This is a genomic window from Halolactibacillus sp. JCM 19043 (genome assembly GCF_001310395.1).
Classification (GTDB): Bacteria; Bacillota; Bacilli; order Bacillales; family Amphibacillaceae; genus Halolactibacillus; species Halolactibacillus miurensis.
In genome coordinates, this window is sequence record NZ_BAXD01000002.1 from 99,859 (window position 1) to 119,915 (window position 20,057).

Here is a 20,057-nt window from a genome sequence, read left to right on the forward strand (position 1 = left end):
GTTAAGTCTCCCGACTAAATAAGACGGCCGTAAGGTCTTCATCTTTTGTCGTGGCCGTGGAGATGAGTGTGTTGTCAGTCTCAGGTGCGACAGATAGAATCGTCTCATCCGCTTGTTCAATATGGATGGCCGTTGGTTGATCTGTTTCAATAGAGGCGCCATTTAGTACAAGGCGTACAACGCCGTCATCTTCTTGGTCGACAATAATCGCCCCTGCATTGTACTCGCCAGAAAAGACGTAAGTACCTGAGGTTCTAATATAAATGTCAGCATCTTGTTGAGTGATGGCACCATCTCCTTCAACAGAAATCGTGCGATCGTTTAATGTCACCATGGTTGCCTCATCCGTCCAATCAGAATAAGTCGTGATGGCCTCAAGTGGCTTTGTGATTGTTTCTGTTGCTATTTCATTCGTCGTCTCTTCAGCCATACACCCTGACAAAAATAATATCAAGGTAATGGCTAACATCATTAATTTTCGCATAGTGTCTCCTTTCGAAATTAGGCCGTAAAGTTACCGTCATAGCTCAACATAACCGCAGAGCGCACCCCGCTTAGTTCGGCAAGTGTTTTTGTGAGCGCTTGGTCAGCGGTTTTCAAACGTAATTCATAGGTGATTTCTGTTTCTCCACCAGAAATTTGTGACGAGGATTTTAGTTTCGCTTTTTTCGCTGTTTGTTTAACGGTTTGTTCAATTGTTTGAGCAAGGTCCCCGTCGTACTTAACAATCAGTAAATAAGACGTATCAGGTGTTAATCGATTGTAGAACAATAATTGAACGAGACCAATTGCGAGCGTACCGATAACAGCTAGAAGGATGAGACCGGCGCCCGCGAGTATCCCAGTAATGATGGACCAGAATAAAAAGACTAAGTCCATTGGGTCTTTGATTGGTGTACGGAAACGTACAATTGATAAGGCACCGACCATTCCAAGAGACAGTAACACATTTTGGCTAATCCCCATAATCACAAGAGCTGTCGTCATGGTCATAATGACGAGACTAATATTAAACGAATGGGAATAGATGACCCCGTTAAAGGTTTGTTTATAGATAAAGAAAATAAACAAGCCTAGAATAAATGAGGCAAGAATCGCAAAAACGGCATCTAACATTGAGAAGCTCGTTGCTTGATCGAGAAAGCTTGATTTAAAAATATCAGTAAAATTTGTAATGTTTGTTTCCATATTAATAACTCCCTTTAATTATAATTGATAACGGATGATTGATATACTTGTTTGACTTGATAAAATCATTAACCATACATTTGGCTCAGTTGAAATTTAGAACACGCATCCTGCTTCGTATCAGGAAACTGTATTAACGGCTTAATAACAGACGGTAAATAGTCGTCGTATTTCACTTCTAAAATCACTTCATTTGGTTCTAAACAATTTACCATCGGTAAATAACGGTTTAACATATCGATGTTGTATAGACTCGACTGAACATGAGAATCAAAGGTGATCCTGACTTTACCGTAAGGATACGTAAACGCCTCTCGCTGATAATCAATGACGGTCTGTGGTTTCAGTTGTCGAAGCGTTATTTCTTGATAAAAATCTTTGATTAATTGGTCTTTATGTTGAGTCATCCAATCTACCTCACCCGTCATCAGTCGTTGATAATCGGGCGTTGTTAAGCAGGCCTTTGTTTTAAAGGTTTGATTATGACGTTTACTCTTTCGTTCAAGAAATAAGTGGTGATGATTGTGGTCATATAACCGAATCCGATATTTGTCTCGGTTGAGATACCCCTCTTTCTTCTCGTCTAAGATATTGTGCTCGTGATTGTCGAAATAAAGGGAACGAATGTGATAGCGGCCGTTGTCATTCGCATGACAATCCGTTGTTAGTAAATGCTGCAATTTTTTTCTTAAAATATAATAGTCGGACATTGAAATGATATGTTTTAATTCATGACGTCCTTTTAACATGTTTTTACCTCCTTTGTCTGTCAACACGATTAATTTTAGCGATGGAATGTGTCAACTGTATGTCAAAGGTGAAAAAAATATATTCAAAAATTTTACTAATCATTTGTTCCTCCGACATCTGTTTGACACAAATTTTTGGTACAATAAATGAGATAATAAAACACGGATAGAAATGAGGGAATAATCATGAGCCAACACGTGTTGATTGTTGAAGATGATTATGCGATTAGTGAAGTATTAAAAGCTTATTTAAAAAAGGCAGGCTTTTTAGTTAGTCAAGCCTATGACGGGACAGAGGGAATCAAGCGATTTAAAGAAATGACACCGTCGATTGTTATTCTTGATGTCATGTTGCCATATAAAAATGGTTGGGATGTATTAAAAGAGATTCGAATAGCCTCAACGGTACCCGTGATTATGTTGACGGCGCTTGGAGATATTGATGATAAATTAACCGGATTAAACGGTGGGGCAGATGATTATATTGAGAAGCCGTTTGAAGCAGAAGAAGTGCTCGCAAGAATACAAGCGGTGCTGAGACGAAGCGGAGTGAAAGATGCAGATCGTGTGACATTTGGTCAGTTATCAATTGATTTTAAAGCGCATCACGTCATGTTGAATCGTCAGCCAGTTGTATTAACCCCAAGGGATTTAGCGGTGTTATTGTTCTTAGCCGAGCACCCGAATCAAACCTTCACTCGTGACCAATTGATTGATGCGGTGTGGGGGTATGATTATGACGGGAGTGATCGTGCGGTCGATTTAGCAATAAAACGCATACGAAAAGCCCTCGGACCTTGGCCACAATCAGAAGGGAGATAAAAACATTACGCGGATTGGGGTATCAGCTATATGTCAAAAATGAATAAGGTAAAACCATCGCTTAATCAAGTATTTATTACGCGTTATTTATTGGCTCTGATTGCCGGTTTACTTGTGATTATGTTAGTCTTTGTTATCTGGATTAGAGAAACGACAAAAGACAATCGGCTTGATTTAATGGCCGTGATGGCAGAGAGTACGGCTAATCGAGTGGTGAATAACCGTAGCGACAGTGATGATGCGAATCGATTGAATGAGCCACCTCAGTTTGAACAATTAAATCCTCGTCCGATTACCGTAATAACGACTATCATCGGTGAGGTCATTCAAACAGATCCGCCTTTTGTGTCGCCGTCACCTTCTTTATCAGAAAGCGAATTAGCAAGTGATGAGACTGTATTCGAAAAGCTTATTGACGACACAACATACTATCTTGTCACAGCGCCAATTGAGAATGAAGATGTCCGTTATGGTTACGTCGTGTTAATGAGCAAACGAAGTGACCTCATGGCCGTCGATCAAGAGTATGTGCAACTCTTTTTCATGTTGGTGGCGCTCGGTTTCATCGGTTTTATTACGATTTTTATCATGACGAAACGCCTTACCAAGCCTATTACCGCTGTAAGTCAAGCAGCTAAACAGATTGAAGCGGGAGATTATCAGATTCACTTACCCGAAGGCGCTCGTGAACGGGAAATTGATGAATTGATGCGAGGATTTAATCAAATGGCGCATAAACTTGATCAATTAGAATCACTCCGTACAGAGTTATTAGCCGGTGTCACCCACGAATTAAAAACACCGGTGACATCCATCAGCGGACTACTTCAAGCGATTGATAGTGGTGTAGTACAAGAAGCAGAAGCAAAAACATTTATTAAACTCTCGCTTAGTGAAACAGCCAAACTTAAACAGATGGTCAAGGATTTACTGAATTTCAATCAATTTTCACTGGATGCGGTTAAAGTATCCCTGCAGGAATTAGAACTCGGTACGTTGTTAGCAGGTGTGATTGAGCGGTTTAATCTCATACCTGAAGTGACAAGTAAGGGACAACTCAATCTAAAAGTGACGTCCCCTATCAATCTACAAACGGATCCGGTCCGTGTTGAACAAATTATGACGAATCTCTTACAAAACGCTAACCAGGCAACGGATGGTAACCAAATGATTTCAGTCACCGTAACAGAAGCAACCACCACGTATATCATTGAAGTGAGTGATCAAGGTCAAGGGATTGAACAACAGGATATTCCTTATATTTTCGAGCGTTTTTATCGTGGTGAAAATAAAAAGTATACGACACGTGGATTAGGGCTTGGATTAAGTTTAAGTAAGATGATGGCCCAAGCATTAGGTGGTGACCTGGTATTAGTTGAAACGTCTGAATCTGGTACCACTTTTCGGTTAACGCTTCCGAAAGAATCAGAATAGGTATACACTAGACTGGTAAATGATATTAAACATTTACCAGTCTTTTTCGAAATGAGGTAAATTTATGTGGACAGTAAAAAAACGGACAATGAAAAGTATCGTAGCGGCTAGTCTCTTACTAAGTATGATCAGTGCTTATTTACTCATGGGGATAAATACGTTATATGAGCGACCCATTGTTGAATTAGTCGAGATTGAAAATGCAGCAGAAACGGTCGTTCAGACGAATGATGCGGGCGTTGCGGTAGATACCGTTTATGACGTCACATTTCAAGCGGAGCTAAAGAATACACCGTATCGTGGAGATATGCTTACGATGCGGTATGAATATAGTGACAGTTCGCCGTATCATGCGGCACTTAAGGAGGGGGATAAGGTTTTTGTCACTCTGCGTGAAGGTAATGAACTAACAGCTGAAGTCATTGAGGTGAAACGCGATCAAGAGGTACTCGTCTTATTTAGTTTGTTTTTACTGATGATGCTTATAATTGGTAAGCGGCAAGGGTTATTTGCGGTCTTAAGTTTACTGTTTCATGTCACGATTATGGCCGGTGCGATTTATTACTTTGTGAGTCAACCTAACACGTCATTACTTGCGCTTATGAGTGTGGCAGCTATAATTATGACAGTGACGTCGTTAATTTTTGTCAGTGGCTTGACGAAAAAAACACTTAGTGCCATTTTGTCGACGCTTACCGGCTTAGCGATGATGATGATCATTACTTTATTCGTCTTAAGACTAACAAATCAACAAGGATTAAGGTTTGAAGAGATGGGATTACTGACGCGTCACCCGGATGCGGTCTTTACCGCTGGGCTTCTTATCGGCGCGATTGGTGCGGTCATGGATGTTGCAGTCACGATTGGCTCAACCTTGTTTCAAATTAAACAAGAGCACCCAACGATTGAGACAAAAGCATTGATTGCTTCTGGTCGACAGGTCGGTCAAGATATTATGGGTACGATGACGACGATTGTCTTTTTTGCTTATATCAGTGGGACGATACCAACGCTTTTAATTTACTTATTAAATGATGCGTCGCTCGGCTTTAGTTTATCAATGAATTTCTCGCTTGAACTCGTTCGTGCGTTAAGCAGCGGCATTGGGATCGTTCTTACCATTCCCATTTCTATTCTCTTTGCGGTGCTCTTTACGAAAGTAGGTGAGAGGACATGACCTCAGTCAGTGTACTTGCTTTCATCCTCTTTGTGTTAATGAGTGTCATTGGTGGAAAGAAAGGGTTGTTAAGCTTTAGTGTCATGTTGATTCACGTCAGTGTGATTATTATAGCGGTACTCATTATGACGGACCCTGGCGCAAGCCCGATGATCATTACCTTGATCGCTAGCATCATCATTAGTTATGTGACCTTATTCTTTATTAACGGGAAGAATAAAAAAACGACCACCGCCTTTGTAGCAACAATGATGACCATGGTTGTCTTAATTGGTGTGATTCATTTCTTTGTCCGCTGGACACATGTGGGAGGATTTAGTACAGAAGAAGTGGAAGAACTGGCGATTTATTCGTTCTATTTTGGTGTGAATTTCACCGAAGTCATCACATCCGTAATTATTTTAAGTACCATCGGAGCGGTGACCGATGAAGCTATTTCCGTTGCTTCACCGATGTATGAACTGTATCGTCATAACCCTAACCAATCACGTAAAGAACTCTTCTCTAGTGGGATGCGGGTGGGGATTGATTTACTTGCGACGAGTGCGAATACACTATTCTTTGCTTTTTTCGGTAGTTATCTGGCGTTACTCGTTCGCTTTTTCGACATGGGTTATCATTTAAGTGAAGTGCTAAATGCAAAAGTGTTTGTCCAAGAGATTGTGACGATTCTGTTGTCCGGTATGGGTGTGTTACTCATTGTTCCGGTGACGGCGTATTTGACGGCTTACCGGTTGACGACACAAAATAAGTCAGACATGTCTCATGACAGGTAATATAAAACGCTCACCTGTCGTTTGTCGTAACATATTTAATGAGCATAAAAGCAATAGAAAAACAGCTAATCATTTGCATTAGCTGTTTTTCTTATAATCTAAAAAGCCGCGGAATAATAAATCAATCAGGACTTGAAGTCCAATAAATGATTTTTGCATATGACCGTTAAACGTACCGAGATCGGTTGATTGGTAATATAAGTGATAGGTAGAGTGTTCGGCTAAGTGATTGTTTTTAAAACTTGTGATTGAGAGCGTGGGGATGCCTTTTGCTTTTAAGCGCTTTAAATCATTAAGAATCGGATTCACATCACCACTTAAAGAAATTAAAATCACGAAGTCATCAGGTGTCATTTCCTTTAAGGCCATTTGAAATTCTGTTAAAGCAGGTAAGTGATAGAGATGTTTACCGGAGGTAAACAAATAGCGTTTTAATTCACGTAAGGCATTTTCTTGTCCAAAACCGGTCGCAAAGCCATAGAGTTTATGTGCGTGATTAATACATTCATAGATTGGTTGCTTTTCCATTTCTTCGAATAGTTGGCACGTATAGTCAACGTCATAACGTGACAGTTCGAATAAATCTGATAGATTTTCTTCTTTTGTGGCATGTTCCTTTAAATAATATTTAAACTCGCTAAATCCAGAAAACCCTAGTTTTTGGGTGAGACGTAAGATGGTTGATTTTGATGTCATGCAGGCATCACTTAAGGCGATAATCGTCATTTTTTGCGCATCATCAGGATGTCTTTCAATATAGTCTAAGATGTAATAATCGTTATCAGTTAAGTCATCGGCATGTTTATGAATGAGTGCTTGAAACATTTAGCATCCCCCCTTCTTGTTAGCTTCATTATAGCGAAGAAAAGTAGGTGTGACTATGGACAAATCATGAATGATATAATAATGAGAGCGTTTAAATATTTAATGGGTATAAGAAAAAGCAGGCGGACGATGGTTGATCGTCCGCCCGAAAGTGAATGGTTTGATTTGATTAATTATTTTAATGTTGGCCAAAAATCTTTATTTGCTTCAATTAAGTCATCTAGCAACGCTTTAGCGACACGTGCGTTAGGTACTGTGCGCGATAGCGTAAGAGCTTGCCATAATTTTTGGTAAGATCCTTCTTCGTAAGCTTCGACGACCAGTTTTTCTACCGCCACTTGTTGTTCCATTAAGCCTTTTTGGAAGCGAGGGATCTCTCCTTGTGTGAGTGGTTCTGGACCATTTTTACCGACGATACATGGTACTTCGATCATGGCCGTTGGCTCAAAGTTTGAAATAGCGCCGTTATTTTCAACGATGAGTAACATTCTTTCACCGGTATTATAAGCAATCGCCCGAGCAAGATCGACGATGTATGATGCGTGCTCGTCAATCTCAAGTGTTGCCCCTTCGGTTGATTGGTTTTCGGCAATGCGTTTACATTCGGTAAAGACATGCTTCTCACGGCCATCCATCACTTGGTTTGCGCGGGTATAGTTCGGATCTGTTTTCTCTACTTCATCTTGTGGGTAGAGGTAATACTTCAAGTACGTGTTTGGCATCGTATCAGGTGCTAACGCATAGACGTCTTTTACTTTTTTGAAGGTATCTTGCCAGCTTTTATCCACGTGTTGACCCGCATTAGAGAAATCAACCGCATAACCATGATCTTTCACGTGAGCTTTTAGTTGTGGCATTAAATCATTCCCTGATTGGTCGGTAATGGATGTCCACCAACCGAAGTGATTCAGCCCGTAGTAACGGACTTGCATCTCTTTGCGTGACTTTAGGCCGAGAATTTGAGCCATTAAGTTTTCAATTGAGATTGGCATGTCACAAATATTTAAGATTTTAGCGTTTGGACGTAATTTACGCGTCGCTTCAGCGACAATCGCCGCTGGATTTGAATAATTTAACATCCAGGCATCTGGTGAGTATTGTTCCATATAATCGACGAGTTCTAATACCCCACCGATCGAACGCATACCGTAACTCATCCCACCTGGTCCACACGTTTCTTGACCAACCACGCCGTATTTAAGCGGAATCTTCTCATCCATTTCTCGCATTTTGTATTTACCGACACGAATATGTGCCATCACAAAGTCAACATCGGTAAACGCTGTTTCTGGATCAATCGTTTTAACGACGTTAATCTCAGGTGCTTTTTCTTTAATGATGACTTCGCACGCATCCGCAACAATGTCTTGGCGTGCTTCATCATTATCATAAAACTTGATTTGACGAATCGGTAAGCGGTCTAAGTTGTCTAGAAGCATCAGGACAATCCCTGGTGTAAATGTAGAGCCGCCGCCTGCGATAACAATTGAGTGTTTTTTCATTTTAAATCGTCTCCTTTATTGGTTAAAAATAATATAAATGATGGTAAACCTTTGATCTATCTATCTATTCCCATCCTAAGTTAAGTGTATATGCGGTTAGTTCATTAAATCTTCTATATTTCCTCGTACTTGAGGCACTCTAAGTCCCACAATGACTTGTAAGTTATGACCTGATCTAACGACACCAGCAGCGCCGATTTCCATAAATGCTTCATCAGTTGCGACTTGATCTAAGTCTTTAACTTTTACACGCAGTCGCGTGGCACAGTTCGTAATACTATCGATATTGTCTTTTGATCCAAGTGCCGCGAGGTACCCTTCGGCAAGTTCTTGGTCCACTGATTTTCCAGTGTCTCCTGCTTGTTTACTTTGCTTGTAATCTTTTTTTGTCTTCAGCGAGACATCAGCCGCACGTCCTGGTGTTTTGTAGTCAAATTTCTTAATCAGTGCTCTAAAGATGACAACGTAAAGGGCTAAGAATAAAACACCCACGGCGAATTGAATCACATAAATGAGCCAGTGATTAGCGCCAAGTGGTAACCAGTTCTGGAAGATGAAGTCGATAAAGCCTGTTTGGAAGTTCCCAGATAAGCCGAGTACATATAGCGTTGTTGCCATAGTGGCAGACAGTAATGCGTGCATAAAGAACAACAGTGGTGCAACAAATAAGAACGTAAACTCAATCGGTTCAGTGATCCCAGTAAGTACGGCTGTCACAACGGCTGGAATTAAGAGACCGAGGACTTTTTTTCTGTTTTCAGGTTTAGCGGTTAAGTACATCGCAATCGCTGCCCCTGTTGTACCAAATGTTTTACCCATACCCGTAAGCATTAAGCCACCTTGTGGGAAGAGTGATGTTAAGCTATCAGTTGAACTGGCAAAGTCGGATAAGTTCTGAATCCAATAGTTGACTGTTCCACCATCGATGCAACCGGTCCGTAGAAGACGGGACCATAAATGAAGTGGTGCAAGCCTGTTGGAATCAAAATTCGTTCAAGGAAGGTAAATGTCCAAACGCCAAAGCCTCCTGCTTCAACCATAAAGCTTTGCATACCGTAAATACCATCTTGAATCGTTGGCCAAACAAACAGCGTAACGAGTCCTGCCAAAATAGTGATTGGGAACAAAATAATAATGACAAGTGGTGTCCCTTTAAAGCTTTGTAGGATGTTTGGTACTTCTTTGTCGTAATATTTATTGTGAATCCATACAGCAAGGGATGCCGCAACAATCGCACCGACTAAGTTCGTGTCAAGGGTAAGAACGCCGGCGATTTCAGTTAAACCTAAGGCACCCGCTTCAAACGTATCCACACCGAACGTTGGTCCGAAGTAACTGAGTGTCGAACCCATAAAGTAGTTATACGTTAAATACGTAATAAAACTCGTTAAGGTCGCGCGCCCCGTTTCTTTTTTTGCCAAGGTAATCGGAATACCTAATACGAAAATAATTGGTAAGTTGTTAAAAATCACGAGTGACGTTTGTAAGAAAATATCCGTAATCTTAAAGTAAGTTGAACCTTCTACGCAAAGGGGAATAATTGCTGGTTTTGTAAGATAACCGTGAGACCTAATAAAATACCGGCAAAAGGTAAGAGGAGCGCAGGGAAAAACATCGCCCCACCAAATCGTTGTACTTTGTCTTTTAAGGATTGAAACATAATGTAACCTCCACATCATTTTTTTAATGGCTTACGATCGATCTGTCTGATGAATAGAATAATTGACGTCGTTCCTCCTTTATCGTGTTTAATTCGTGGTGTCAGTCTCTTTTTAAGTAGCTTTTAAAATGTTTGATATTGACTAAACGATGTTAGAATTGAGCCTAACATCGCTTTGACACTCTTATTAAAACATCAATAGTAAGCGTTTACAATACTTTGAATACAGTAAGGGAAGGAGTTCAACGTATAGATATTTTTCTCTTAAACCGGGAAAATTCCCAATCGGAAAAAATGAGGGATTAATCAGAAAATTAGAACTAATATAGGAAGTGTTGTAAGTGATTTAAACTATGATAGAATTGTAAGCGAATACATTGTTAGACGTCTGACGACATACCTGGAACGATACATAGCGGTGTCTAATCGTGCATCCGAAAAAATAAAAGGAGTTGGGTAAATGAAACGAAGTAAAGTCATGTTGTTAGGTTTTTTAGCTGTTTTGTTCGTCTTAATCTCACCACTATCAGTCTTTGGTGCGGAAGAACCTGTTACATTGAAAGTCTTTCACACCAATGATATGCATGCAAGTATTGATGATTTTGGTAAGATGGCAGCCTTTTTAGAAGCAGAACGTGCGAAAGTTGATCACTCACTCTATTTAGATGCAGGTGATGTGTCAAGTGGTAATCCAGTTGTTGATTTGCAAGGTGGTACACCGATTTTTACACTGCTGAATGCGATGAAACTCGATGCGATGACGATTGGGAATCATGAGTTTGATTACGGTCAAGAAGCGTTTCAAAGTAACAAAACGCTATCAAACTTCCCTTGGTTATCAGCAAATATGACAATTACTGATTCATCCATACCAATTGATGGCGTAGAACCCTATCATATTTTTGAATTTGATGGTGTGAAAGTAGGGGTGCTCGGCTTAACGGAAGCGCCGCCTGCCACAAGCCCATCAGGTATCGTCGGTTTAAGTTTTGATAATTACCTTGATACAGTTACGCAATATGAATCGCTACGAGATGAAGTAGATATTCTTATTGGTCTTAATCACGTTGGAATTGCTGATGATAGACGTATCGCAGAAGCAACAGATTTCTTTGATGTCATTGTTGGGGGGCACTCTCATACTCAATTAGATACACCTGAGATGGTCAATGGTACAGCGATTGTCCAATCAGGTAGTAATGCAAGAAACATTGGTATGTTAACATTAATATTTGATTCAGAAACAAAGGAGTTAACCGTTGAAGGTTCTTTACAACCGGTAGAAGCGCTTGACGATGAAGTCGTTGATAATGAAGTACAAGCGTTGGTTGATGGCTTTAACGACGCGTCAGAAGAATTATTATCAGAGGTTTTGGGCCAAACTAATACAGGTTTATCAAGAGAAGACCGTTGGATGGGTGACGTGCAGCTTGGTAATATGATTACAGATGCTCTTCGTAACTTTGCTAACACAGATATCGCTATTACAAACAATGGTGGTATTCGTGCAAGTATTGACCCAGGAGATATTACCGCAGGCGATGTATTTACTGTAGATCCATTTGGTAATGTTGTGACGATTGTTGAAATGACAGGTAGTGAACTAAAAGAGATCATCGCCTATTCCTATCATCGTTCGCTAGAAGATTACGGTCCGCAGATTGACTTGCAAACATCGGCTTAACTTACACAATCTATACGGATGAAGAAGGTCTATACGCAGATTCAGACTTGTTTGTTGAAGGAGAATCAATCGATTTAGAAGCAACGTATTCTATTGCTACCAATAACTTCATTGTTGAAGGTGGTGACGGATATAATTTCTCAGCAGCAACGATGATTCAAGAAGATGCTGGACTGGTGACAAGCGCGTTAATCCAGTACATTCAAGAAACAACAGAAGCTGAAGGTGCTGTTGATTATGACATGACAGAAAATCGTATTCAAGTTAAGGCGCAAGAAGAAACAGCGCCTGTTGAACCAGAAGCGCCAACAGAACCAGAACAACCAGAACAACCCGTTGAAGAAGAGACGCCAGCTGAAGAAACAGATGATTCAGCGATAGAGGAAGAAACCGAGTCAGACGAAGAATCAGGTGAATCAACAGTAGAAGAAGAAACCTCTGAAGAAGGTGAACGTTTACCGGATACAGCAACACTAACGATGAACCTATTATTAATCGGGACACTCCTTATTGGTGGCAGTGTTTTTGTTATTAAGAAAAAAGGCGTTGAATGATGTCGTTGTATTTCTTTAATTGAGAACCAAGATAAAAAACAAGCCATCCAGTCTCTTAAGACACCGGATGGCTTGTTTTTTTGAAAATTAGTTTCTAATCAAGTAATCAAACGCACCAAGTGAAGCAGTAGCGCCTGAACCCATTGAGATAATAATCTGTTTATAAGGCGTATCCGTACAGTCACCGGCGGCAAACACACCCGGTAAGCTTGTTTGACCATGCTTATCAATCACGATTTCTCCCATACGGTTACGTTCAACTGTATCACCTAACCAGTCTGTGTTAGGTACAAGACCAATTTGGACAAAGACACCCGCAAGCTCAATATGGTGCTCTTCGTCTGTATCACGATTTTTATACGTGAGACCATTTACGGTTTCGTCACCTGTAATCTCAGTCGTTTGCGCATTTTTAATCACGGTGACATTTGATAGTGAGTAAAGGCGGTCTTGCAGCACTTGGTCAGCTTTAAGTTCTGGTAAGAACTCAACCACCGTTACATGTTTCACGATACCCGCAAGGTCAATCGCCGCTTCAATACCTGAGTTACCACCACCGATAACCGCCACATCTTTACCTTCGAATAATGGACCGTCACAGTGAGGGCAATAAGCGACCCCTTTGTTTTTGTACTCGTGTTCACCAGGTACGTTAATGTTTCGCCAACGCGCACCGGTTGAGAGAACAACGGTTTTACTTTTAAGGACAGCACCATTTTCAAGTTCTACTTCAAAGAGATCATTTTTCTTCAAGCTCTTCGCTTGTAACTCTTCATCACATTAATGTCATACTCATTCACATGTGCTTCTACGTTACCCATTAATTTAGGACCTTCAGTGTAAGGCACACCAATGAAGTTTTCAATACCTAATGTATCCATCACTTGACCACCAAAACGATCAGCAACAAGGCCAGTACGAATGCCTTTACGTGCGGCATAAATCGCAGATGTTGCCCCTGATGGGCCACCACCAACGACTAACACATCGAATGGATCTTTACTATTCAGTTCCTCTGGGTCTGGACCAGTAGAGACTAAGGCGAGTAAGTCATCAAGGGTCATACGACCAGATTCTAAGAATTCACCATTTAAGTAGACGGCTGGAACAGCCATGATGTTTTCTTTCTCGACTTCAGCTTTATGAGCGGTTCCTTCTACCATTGTATGGGTAATATTAGGGTTTAACACACTCATAATGTTTAAGGCTTGAACAACATCTGGACAGTTGTGACATGATAATGACACATATGTTGTAAAGTTCAATTCTTTAGAAATCCCTTTAATTTGTTCGACTTGACTATCGTCAATTTTAGGTGCACGGCCACTAACTTGTAAAAGAGCCATGACTAAAGAGGTAAACTCATGTCCAAGTGGGACACCTGCGAATGTAACACGCGCCTCTTCACCTTTTTTAGCGATAGTAAAACTTGGCGTGCGTGCTAAGTCTTTTTCTTCAACCGTAATCCGGTCTGACATTTGACTGAGCTCATCCACGAATTCTTTTGTTTCTGTTGAATGTTTATCGTCGCCAAGTGACACTTGAATCACAAGGTCAGACTCAAGCAGGGCTAAGTACTGCTTGAGTTGTTCCTTAATTTGTTGGTCTAGCATAAAGAAATCACTCCTTAGATTTTACCTACGATATCTAGGCTTGGTTTCAATGTTTCTTCGCCTTCTTGCCATTTCGCTGGGCAAACTTCGTTAGGGTGTTTACGTACATACTGTGCGGCTTTTACTTTATTAATAATAGTCGACGCGTCACGTCCGATACCGTCTGCGTTAATCTCAACTGTTTGGATGACACCGTCTGGGTCAATTAAGAACGTACCACGGTCCGCAAGACTGATGCTTCGTTTAGTACATCAAAGTTGCGAGAAATTGTTTGTGATGGGTCACCAATCATCGTATATTCGATTGAACCAACCGCATCTGAATGTTCGTGCCATGCTTTATGCACAAAGTGTGTATCTGTTGATACTGAGAATATTTCCACACCTAATTCTTTAAGGGCTGGGTATTCTTTCTGCATATCTTCTAGCTCGGTTGGGCATACAAATGAAAAGTCAGCTGGATAGAAAACAACGACACTCCACTTACCTTTAAGATCTGCTTCTGTTACCTCGAAGAAATCTTCTCCGTGTTTGAATGCTTGTGCTGTGAATGGTAGTACTTCTTTACCTATTAGTGACATAAATTGTCATCCTCCTTTTATTTTGAATATATAAGCAATTATTAACGTTAACTGAAAAGTGAACAACATTTGATTAACGATAATAATTCTAATTCGATATAAGTTATTATAAAGTATTTGTTTTTAAAGTCAAGCGATACGATAAAATCATCACAAGCGCTTACAACACGTTAATATCAGTCGTTTAAGCTTATTTTTATCTGAAAGCGTAAAGAAATTTATAAACTTTTTTATTAAATATCTGACGATTTATTATCGTTTAATTGTTGTTGATGATAATCATTAACGACTTAATAATGGGGCGTCAAGCTAACTAAAAACACTCACTTACATTATATACCCGAATTGAAAGGAGACTATGCATTTGATGTAGCTAATATATGATTCGCCAAAAGCAGTCTGAGTCAATATAATGGGAAATGTAAGCACTTTCAGTCATTGTTTTATATGAGACATTCGATTATAATACAAGTATACAAGAAGGGGGTGCCGATATGGTAGAGTCGATTCAAGTGGCTTATCGTCATAAAGGAAAGCACTATCCGCTTGAGTTTCATACGCATCGACACGATGAAATTTATTTATTTCATCAAGCAGTTGCCGGTTTTTGATAGGTGATCACATGTATATGTTAAAACCAGGTGACCTGCTTTTTATTGACGGAAAAACCGTTCACCGGGCGGGATTGTTTTCAGATGCCGGCACGTATGAACGAAGCATTATCCACTTTGACCGTGACTGGCTCATGCCGTTACTACGCTTCTTAGATTTAGAAGATCTGTTATCAATTTTTCAGGAAAATAAGCAAGGGAAATTGCGTGTTATTCGTCCGCAAACAATCAGTAAAGTTGAAGAATTACTGAAACGGCTAACGTTTTTAGTGGCCGTGGACGATCATGATAAACAGGCAGAACAACAACTTGTGCTCGTTGATTTATTACTATCGGTAAAGCGAGGCACCGAAAGTATTTTAGATAAACCTAATATGAGAGGAGATGAAAAAACAGCGATCGCCGAGCGGGTATCAAAATTTATCGCAGAAAATTACCGGGAATCACTATCAATTGAACGCATCGCCAAAGAAGTGAATTTAAGTAAGTCATATTTATCACATGTATTTAAAGATATTTCCGGTCAAACGATTATGCAGTACATCATGGGTTATCGCCTATCTCAGGCAACGCATGCGTTAGAAAGTCATCCGGAATACACGATCAAACACATTTCAAAGTTACATGGGTTTGAAAGCGATGCGCATTTTAGTCGCTATTTTAAAGCCCACTTTAACGTGACACCATCAAAGTATCGCAAACAATTAAACAATCATAAGGGAGAGTATGTATTATGACGAAATTACGTTTTGGTATTATTGGTTACGGCGCACAAGGCTCGATGTATGCAAGCTTTATTGAACAAGGTATGGTCAAAAGCATGGACTTAGTCGCTATTTGTGACATCGATGAAGCAAAACAAGCAAAGCTAAAAGAAGCATTCCCCAACAAAAAGATTTACAGTGACTATAAGGAAATGATCACAAGTGGGGACGTGGATGCGATTATCACAACAGTCCCGCATTACCTACACCCAGAGATGGCGACGTTTGCGCTTGACAATGGCGTCCACGTCTTAAACGAAAAACCAGCCGGCGTGTATACCAAACAAGTAAAAGCTTAAATGAATTTGCGGCAAGTAAACAAGACGTGACCTATGCGATTATGTTTAATCAACGGAATAATCCACTCTATCAAAAAATCAAACAGATTGTTGAAAACGGTGACATTGGTCCGATTCGCCGGACGAACTGGATTATTACGACATGGTGGCGCCCGCAACCGTATTACGATCAAAGCGCATGGCGTGCCACATGGGGAGGTGAAGGTGGCGGTGTCTTAGTCAATCAAGCGCCTCACCAACTTGATTTAATTCAATGGATTGCCGGTGTCCCAACGAAAGTCTACAGTAAAATCAAACACGGCTTTAGACGCGATATTGCGGTAGAAGATGAAGTAACAGCGGTGATGGAATATGAAAACGGCGCAACCGGTGTGTTTGTGACGTGTACCCATGATTTACTCGGGACAGACCGTCTAGAAATTCTAGGTGATAAAGGGAAAATCGTCGTTGAAGATAGTAGGACAGTGACGGTGAAGCGTCTAAAAGAATCAGAAAATGAGCTAAATAAAAATATGGACATGGAAGATGTGAAACGTCTGTTTATGGGTCAGATGAACACCGAAGACCTCTATTCAACGGAAACCTTCACTGAAGAAAGTGCGTGGGGCGAACAACACTCAGGCGTATTAGAAAACTTCGCGCGTCACATTCTTCACGGGGAAGATTTACTTGCACCAGGTGCTGAAGGTATTAACGGGGTGCGTCTAGCGAATGCGATTCATTTATCAACGTGGACAGGTGAAGAAATCTCACTTAAAGACTTTGATGATGACGTGTATTTAAGTGAATTAAATAAACGGATTAAAGAAGAAGGTAAATTTGACCTTCGCAGTTAAGGGGATGAGGTAGATGCTGAAAGTTGCGATCATCGGACTCGGTGATGTCTCGTTTATTCACCGGAAGGCGATTGAGGAAAGTGCGGTCGCAGAACTTGTGGCCGTGTGTGATATCAATCCGACCAAACACGAACTTTATCGAGACATCCCGTTCTATACCCAAATTGACGATCTCTTAAGAAAACAATCACTCGACGTCGTCCATATTTGTTTACCGCATGATTTACATGTGCCGGTCGCAAAACAAGTGATCAACAAAGGTATTGCGGTCTTTTTAGAAAAGCCCGTCGCCTTAAACTACAAAGAGGCGTGTCATTTATATGAAGAAACCGCACGCTTAAACGCCCGCGTGGGTGTTTGTTTTCAAAATCGCTATAACGAGACAGTCAAAGTACTAAAAGAAAAATTAGCAAGCAATGATTACGGTAAGCTTGTCGCGATTAAAGGCTTAGTTGCCTGGGGCCGTCCGCTGTCGTATTACACGAGTAAGCCGTGGCGCGGAATGATGGCTCGTGCGGGTGGTGGCACGATTATTAATCAAGCGATTCATACGTATGATTTGATGCAGTATATTGCGGGTGACATTGTTGATGTGAAGGCAAGTCTTTCGAATATTACCGATTATCCGATTGAAGTAGAAGACACGGCCGTTGCCCAAATTAATTTTAGTGACGGCGTCCATGGCTTTGCGATGTCAACGAATGCCTATGCGGCCAATTCAAGCGTGGAATGTCAAGTCATTCTTGAACGCGGCAAATTCACGATTAAAGATTATCAGCTATATGAAACAACAGACCAAGGGAAAGTCTGTATTGCTGAAGATAAAGTATCAACGAAATCGAAGTCGTATTACGGTCCCAGTCATCAAGAAGCGATTGAAGCTTTTATCAAGCGCTATTAACACAGACGAATGACTATATTACCGTACAAGACGCCTCCCATCGATGATCATGCTTGATTTAATGAAACAATCATCTAAGACGGGCGAACGAATCAATAAAGGAGAGTACTTACATGACAGCTAAAATTGGTGTACAAGCGATGATGTTAAAAGAGAAAGTAGAAGAGTTAGGGGCTTATGAAACGTTTAAAAAAGTCCATGAACTTGGGTACCATTCGATTGAAGTCTCACAAATTCCGATGACAGAAGAAAATGTGAGTGAAATAAAACGCGCGACAGAAGAATTTGGAATGAAGATTGCTTCAATGACGGCGGGACTTAAGCCAATGCAACCGGGGCAAGAATCACTCACGACTGACTTTGATAAAATCGTAAAAGATTGTCATACATTAGATTGTGACTTACTTCGCATTGGAATGTTGCCATTTGAGGCAATGGCCTCACTTGAGAAGGTGATTGAATTCTCACGCGAAGCGAACGCGGTGGCTGAAAAATTAACAGAAGAAGGCATTAAGCTCTATTACCATAATCATCATATTGAATTTACCAAGTATGACGGGGAATACTTATTAGATATTATTCGTCGTGAGGCACCACTACTCGGCTTTGAACTTGATGTCCACTGGGTCCACCGCGGCGGTTTAAATCCAGTGGATGTGATTAATGATTACAAAGGTAAAGTGGAACTGATTCACTTAAAAGATTACCGGGTGAACCGGGTACCTGAATCAGCACTTGACGCTCTATATGCAGGGGACATGAAGACGTTTATGCAACAATTTACAGATATCATTGAATTCGCTGAACTTGGCACCGGCTCGCTTGACTTTAAAGCGATTATTGAAGCAAGCCTTGAGGCGGGGGTGCGCTACTTACTCGTCGAACAAGATGATCAATATGGCCGTGATCCTTTCGATTGCTTAAAAGATTCGCGCGATTACTTAGTAGGACTCGGTTATGGTGAGTTGTTTTAAGGAGGGAATGAACGTTGAGTAAACAAGACGGCATGAATTATGCACCTAAAGGCATCAACAATAAAGTAGTAGAACCAGGTGAGTTTAACGTGGCGGTGACAGCGCTAGACCATGGTCATATTTACGGGATGACCAATGGTTTAATTGAGGCGGGCGCCACCGTTCAATATGTGTATGAACCAGATGAAGAAAAACGGATTAAATATTTAGAAGCTTATCCATTTGTTGAAGCGGTTGAATCACTTGAGATTATCTTAGCGGATGAGTCGATTCAACTTGTTGCGGCAGCTGCGGTTCCGAACGTTAGAAGTGCACTTGGAAATAAGGTGATGCAGAGTGGAAAAGACTACTTTACTGACAAAACAGGCTTTACGACGCTCGCGCAATTAGAAGAAACCAAACGGGTTGTTAAAGAAACGGGCAAGCGCTACTTCGTTTACTTTTCTGAGCGTCTTCACGTAGAATCGGCAATCAAAGCAGGAGAACTGATTGAAGCAGGTGTGATTGGTGAGGTCATTCAAGTGACAGGTTTTGGTCCGCATCGTTTAGATAAGAACAATCGCCCGGGTTGGTTCTTTGAGAAAGAAAAGTACGGCGGCATCTTAGCGGATATCGGTAGTCATCAAATTGAACAATTCTTAACTTACACGGGCAATAAGGAAGCCACTGTATTGCATAGTAAAGTAGCCAACTATAACAACCCAGACAAACCAGAACTTGAAGACTATGGTGATGCGACACTTGTGGGGGAGAACGGGGCGACGTTTTACTTTAAAGTTGATTGGTTCACACCAGACGGCTTACCGACTTGGGGAGATGGTCGGATGTTTATTACTGGTACAAAAGGCACCATTGAACTTCGAAAGTATACGAATGTTGGCGCGGAAGAAACAGGGAATCATCTCTACCTCGTAACAAATGACAAAGTGGAACATATGACACTGACAGGAAAAGTAGGCTTCCCTTTCTTTGGTCAAATGATTCTTGATTCAATTAATGGGACAGAAATAGCGATGACACAAGACCATATCTTTAAAGCACAAGAACTTTGTTTAATTGCTCAAGAAAAGGCATTAAAAGTAAAGGGATAAAATAGACAAAATAAAGG

The 20,057-nt window shown here is 40.8% G+C and carries 19 protein-coding genes and 3 pseudogenes; 12 read left to right on the top strand and 10 right to left on the bottom strand.

All coding sequences use genetic code 11. The annotated features are described in order from the left end of the window. Position 1 precedes the first annotated feature (1 nt). From JCM19043_RS02165 to JCM19043_RS02175, 3 genes are all read right to left on the bottom strand, one after another. Positions 2-484 carry a carbohydrate-binding domain-containing protein gene (locus JCM19043_RS02165; protein ID WP_062319596.1) on the bottom strand — a complete coding sequence of 161 codons (483 nt, stop codon included), beginning with the start codon at positions 482-484 and terminating at the stop codon, positions 2-4. Positions 485-501: 17 nt separating this feature from the next. Continuing rightward, entirely contained in the window at positions 502-1,188 is a 687-nt protein-coding gene (locus JCM19043_RS02170) for a DUF4956 domain-containing protein (protein ID WP_062319598.1), read from the bottom strand. Positions 1,189-1,256: 68 nt separating this feature from the next. Continuing rightward, positions 1,257-1,937: a polyphosphate polymerase domain-containing protein gene (locus JCM19043_RS02175; protein WP_062319600.1), complete on the bottom strand. Its 681-nt coding sequence runs from the start codon at positions 1,935-1,937 to the stop codon at positions 1,257-1,259. 186 nt (positions 1,938-2,123) lie between these two features. Between JCM19043_RS02175 and JCM19043_RS02180 the strand changes: the two are divergent. From JCM19043_RS02180 to JCM19043_RS02195, 4 genes and pseudogenes are all read left to right on the top strand, one after another. Next, positions 2,124-2,806 (top strand): annotated as a pseudogene (locus JCM19043_RS02180) (response regulator transcription factor). Beyond that, on the top strand, positions 2,790-4,193 hold the full coding sequence (locus tag JCM19043_RS02185; RefSeq protein WP_062319602.1) for a HAMP domain-containing sensor histidine kinase: 1,404 nt from the start codon (positions 2,790-2,792) through the stop codon (positions 4,191-4,193). The pseudogene JCM19043_RS02180 and the gene JCM19043_RS02185 overlap by 17 nt, the downstream one beginning before the upstream one ends. A 64-nt stretch (positions 4,194-4,257) precedes the next feature. Beyond that, complete coding sequence (locus tag JCM19043_RS02190) at positions 4,258-5,370, top strand: YibE/F family protein (RefSeq protein ID WP_062319604.1); 1,113 nt, start codon at positions 4,258-4,260, stop codon at positions 5,368-5,370. Beyond that, positions 5,367-6,146 (top strand): YibE/F family protein, encoded by a 780-nt coding sequence (locus tag JCM19043_RS02195; protein WP_062319606.1) that lies wholly within the window; start codon positions 5,367-5,369, stop codon positions 6,144-6,146. The genes JCM19043_RS02190 and JCM19043_RS02195 overlap by 4 nt, the downstream gene beginning before the upstream one ends. A 78-nt stretch (positions 6,147-6,224) precedes the next feature. Here JCM19043_RS02195 and JCM19043_RS02200 read toward each other — a convergent pair whose 3' ends face one another. The 5 genes from JCM19043_RS02200 to JCM19043_RS17185 form a co-directional block, all read right to left on the bottom strand. Beyond that, positions 6,225-6,971 carry a MurR/RpiR family transcriptional regulator gene (locus JCM19043_RS02200; RefSeq protein ID WP_062319608.1) on the bottom strand — a complete coding sequence of 249 codons (747 nt, stop codon included), beginning with the start codon at positions 6,969-6,971 and terminating at the stop codon, positions 6,225-6,227. Positions 6,972-7,144: 173 nt separating this feature from the next. Further along, positions 7,145-8,473: a 6-phospho-alpha-glucosidase gene (locus JCM19043_RS02205; RefSeq protein ID WP_062319611.1), complete on the bottom strand. Its 1,329-nt coding sequence runs from the start codon at positions 8,471-8,473 to the stop codon at positions 7,145-7,147. Positions 8,474-8,569: 96 nt separating this feature from the next. After that, entirely contained in the window at positions 8,570-9,304 is a 735-nt protein-coding gene (locus JCM19043_RS17175) for a glucose PTS transporter subunit EIIB (protein WP_255349922.1), read from the bottom strand. Between the two features lie 26 nt (positions 9,305-9,330). Next, positions 9,331-9,945, bottom strand: coding sequence for a PTS transporter subunit EIIC (locus JCM19043_RS17180; RefSeq protein ID WP_255349923.1), 615 nt, complete (start codon positions 9,943-9,945; stop codon positions 9,331-9,333). Positions 9,946-9,995: 50 nt separating this feature from the next. Continuing rightward, positions 9,996-10,133, bottom strand: coding sequence for a hypothetical protein (locus JCM19043_RS17185; protein WP_231631361.1), 138 nt, complete (start codon positions 10,131-10,133; stop codon positions 9,996-9,998). 460 nt (positions 10,134-10,593) lie between these two features. Here JCM19043_RS17185 and JCM19043_RS18020 point away from each other — a divergent pair, with 460 nt between their 5' ends. Then, entirely contained in the window at positions 10,594-11,817 is a 1,224-nt protein-coding gene (locus JCM19043_RS18020) for a bifunctional UDP-sugar hydrolase/5'-nucleotidase (RefSeq protein WP_062319613.1), read from the top strand. A 47-nt stretch (positions 11,818-11,864) separates the two neighbouring features. Then, positions 11,865-12,371 carry a 5'-nucleotidase C-terminal domain-containing protein gene (locus JCM19043_RS18025; RefSeq protein WP_062319615.1) on the top strand — a complete coding sequence of 169 codons (507 nt, stop codon included), beginning with the start codon at positions 11,865-11,867 and terminating at the stop codon, positions 12,369-12,371. Positions 12,372-12,458: 87 nt separating this feature from the next. On the opposite strand, the pseudogene ahpF reads toward JCM19043_RS18025, so the two are convergent. Both ahpF and ahpC read right to left on the bottom strand, forming a co-directional pair. Next, a pseudogene (ahpF, locus tag JCM19043_RS02225) lies at positions 12,459-13,984 on the bottom strand (alkyl hydroperoxide reductase subunit F). A 14-nt stretch (positions 13,985-13,998) separates the two neighbouring features. Further along, positions 13,999-14,564 (bottom strand): annotated as a pseudogene (gene ahpC / locus JCM19043_RS02230) (alkyl hydroperoxide reductase subunit C). Positions 14,565-15,186: 622 nt separating this feature from the next. On the opposite strand from ahpC, the gene JCM19043_RS02235 reads away from it, so the two are divergent. The 6 genes from JCM19043_RS02235 to JCM19043_RS02255 all read left to right on the top strand — a co-directional run bounded on the left by JCM19043_RS02235 (position 15,187) and on the right by JCM19043_RS02255 (position 20,040). Continuing rightward, complete coding sequence (locus JCM19043_RS02235) at positions 15,187-15,912, top strand: AraC family transcriptional regulator (RefSeq protein ID WP_082394382.1); 726 nt, start codon at positions 15,187-15,189, stop codon at positions 15,910-15,912. Beyond that, on the top strand, positions 15,909-16,238 hold the full coding sequence (locus JCM19043_RS17190) for a Gfo/Idh/MocA family protein (RefSeq protein WP_231631362.1): 330 nt from the start codon (positions 15,909-15,911) through the stop codon (positions 16,236-16,238). The genes JCM19043_RS02235 and JCM19043_RS17190 overlap by 4 nt, the downstream gene beginning before the upstream one ends. 41 nt (positions 16,239-16,279) lie before the next feature. After that, on the top strand, positions 16,280-17,074 hold the full coding sequence (locus tag JCM19043_RS02240) for a Gfo/Idh/MocA family protein (protein WP_231631363.1): 795 nt from the start codon (positions 16,280-16,282) through the stop codon (positions 17,072-17,074). A gap of 13 nt (positions 17,075-17,087) precedes the next feature. Then, positions 17,088-17,975 (top strand): Gfo/Idh/MocA family protein, encoded by an 888-nt coding sequence (locus JCM19043_RS02245; protein ID WP_062319619.1) that lies wholly within the window; start codon positions 17,088-17,090, stop codon positions 17,973-17,975. A gap of 113 nt (positions 17,976-18,088) precedes the next feature. After that, the gene (locus tag JCM19043_RS02250; RefSeq protein WP_062319621.1) at positions 18,089-18,949 is read left to right on the top strand and encodes a sugar phosphate isomerase/epimerase; all 861 of its coding nucleotides are present in this window, start codon (positions 18,089-18,091) and stop codon (positions 18,947-18,949) included. A 14-nt stretch (positions 18,950-18,963) separates the two neighbouring features. After that, the gene (locus tag JCM19043_RS02255) at positions 18,964-20,040 is read left to right on the top strand and encodes a Gfo/Idh/MocA family protein (RefSeq protein WP_062319623.1); all 1,077 of its coding nucleotides are present in this window, start codon (positions 18,964-18,966) and stop codon (positions 20,038-20,040) included. Positions 20,041-20,057: the final 17 nt, after the last annotated feature.

Excerpts from the sequence above, each read along its gene's own strand:
- JCM19043_RS02165 (WP_062319596.1), bottom strand. The coding sequence starts at position 484 with ATGCGAAAATTAATGATGTTAGCCATTACCTTGATATTATTTTTGTCA.
- JCM19043_RS02170 (WP_062319598.1), bottom strand. The coding sequence starts at position 1,188 with ATGGAAACAAACATTACAAATTTTACTGATATTTTTAAATCAAGCTTT.
- JCM19043_RS02175 (WP_062319600.1), bottom strand. The coding sequence starts at position 1,937 with ATGTTAAAAGGACGTCATGAATTAAAACATATCATTTCAATGTCCGAC.
- JCM19043_RS02185 (WP_062319602.1), top strand. The coding sequence starts at position 2,790 with ATGTCAAAAATGAATAAGGTAAAACCATCGCTTAATCAAGTATTTATT.
- JCM19043_RS02190 (WP_062319604.1), top strand. The coding sequence starts at position 4,258 with ATGTGGACAGTAAAAAAACGGACAATGAAAAGTATCGTAGCGGCTAGT.
- JCM19043_RS02195 (WP_062319606.1), top strand. The coding sequence starts at position 5,367 with ATGACCTCAGTCAGTGTACTTGCTTTCATCCTCTTTGTGTTAATGAGT.
- JCM19043_RS02200 (WP_062319608.1), bottom strand. The coding sequence starts at position 6,971 with ATGTTTCAAGCACTCATTCATAAACATGCCGATGACTTAACTGATAAC.
- JCM19043_RS02205 (WP_062319611.1), bottom strand. The coding sequence starts at position 8,473 with ATGAAAAAACACTCAATTGTTATCGCAGGCGGCGGCTCTACATTTACA.
- JCM19043_RS17175 (WP_255349922.1), bottom strand. The coding sequence starts at position 9,304 with ATGCTTACGGGTATGGGTAAAACATTTGGTACAACAGGGGCAGCGATT.
- JCM19043_RS17185 (WP_231631361.1), bottom strand. The coding sequence starts at position 10,133 with ATGTTTCAATCCTTAAAAGACAAAGTACAACGATTTGGTGGGGCGATG.
- JCM19043_RS18020 (WP_062319613.1), top strand. The coding sequence starts at position 10,594 with ATGAAACGAAGTAAAGTCATGTTGTTAGGTTTTTTAGCTGTTTTGTTC.
- JCM19043_RS02235 (WP_082394382.1), top strand. The coding sequence starts at position 15,187 with ATGTATATGTTAAAACCAGGTGACCTGCTTTTTATTGACGGAAAAACC.
- JCM19043_RS17190 (WP_231631362.1), top strand. The coding sequence starts at position 15,909 with ATGACGAAATTACGTTTTGGTATTATTGGTTACGGCGCACAAGGCTCG.
- JCM19043_RS02240 (WP_231631363.1), top strand. The coding sequence starts at position 16,280 with ATGTTTAATCAACGGAATAATCCACTCTATCAAAAAATCAAACAGATT.
- JCM19043_RS02245 (WP_062319619.1), top strand. The coding sequence starts at position 17,088 with ATGCTGAAAGTTGCGATCATCGGACTCGGTGATGTCTCGTTTATTCAC.
- JCM19043_RS02250 (WP_062319621.1), top strand. The coding sequence starts at position 18,089 with ATGACAGCTAAAATTGGTGTACAAGCGATGATGTTAAAAGAGAAAGTA.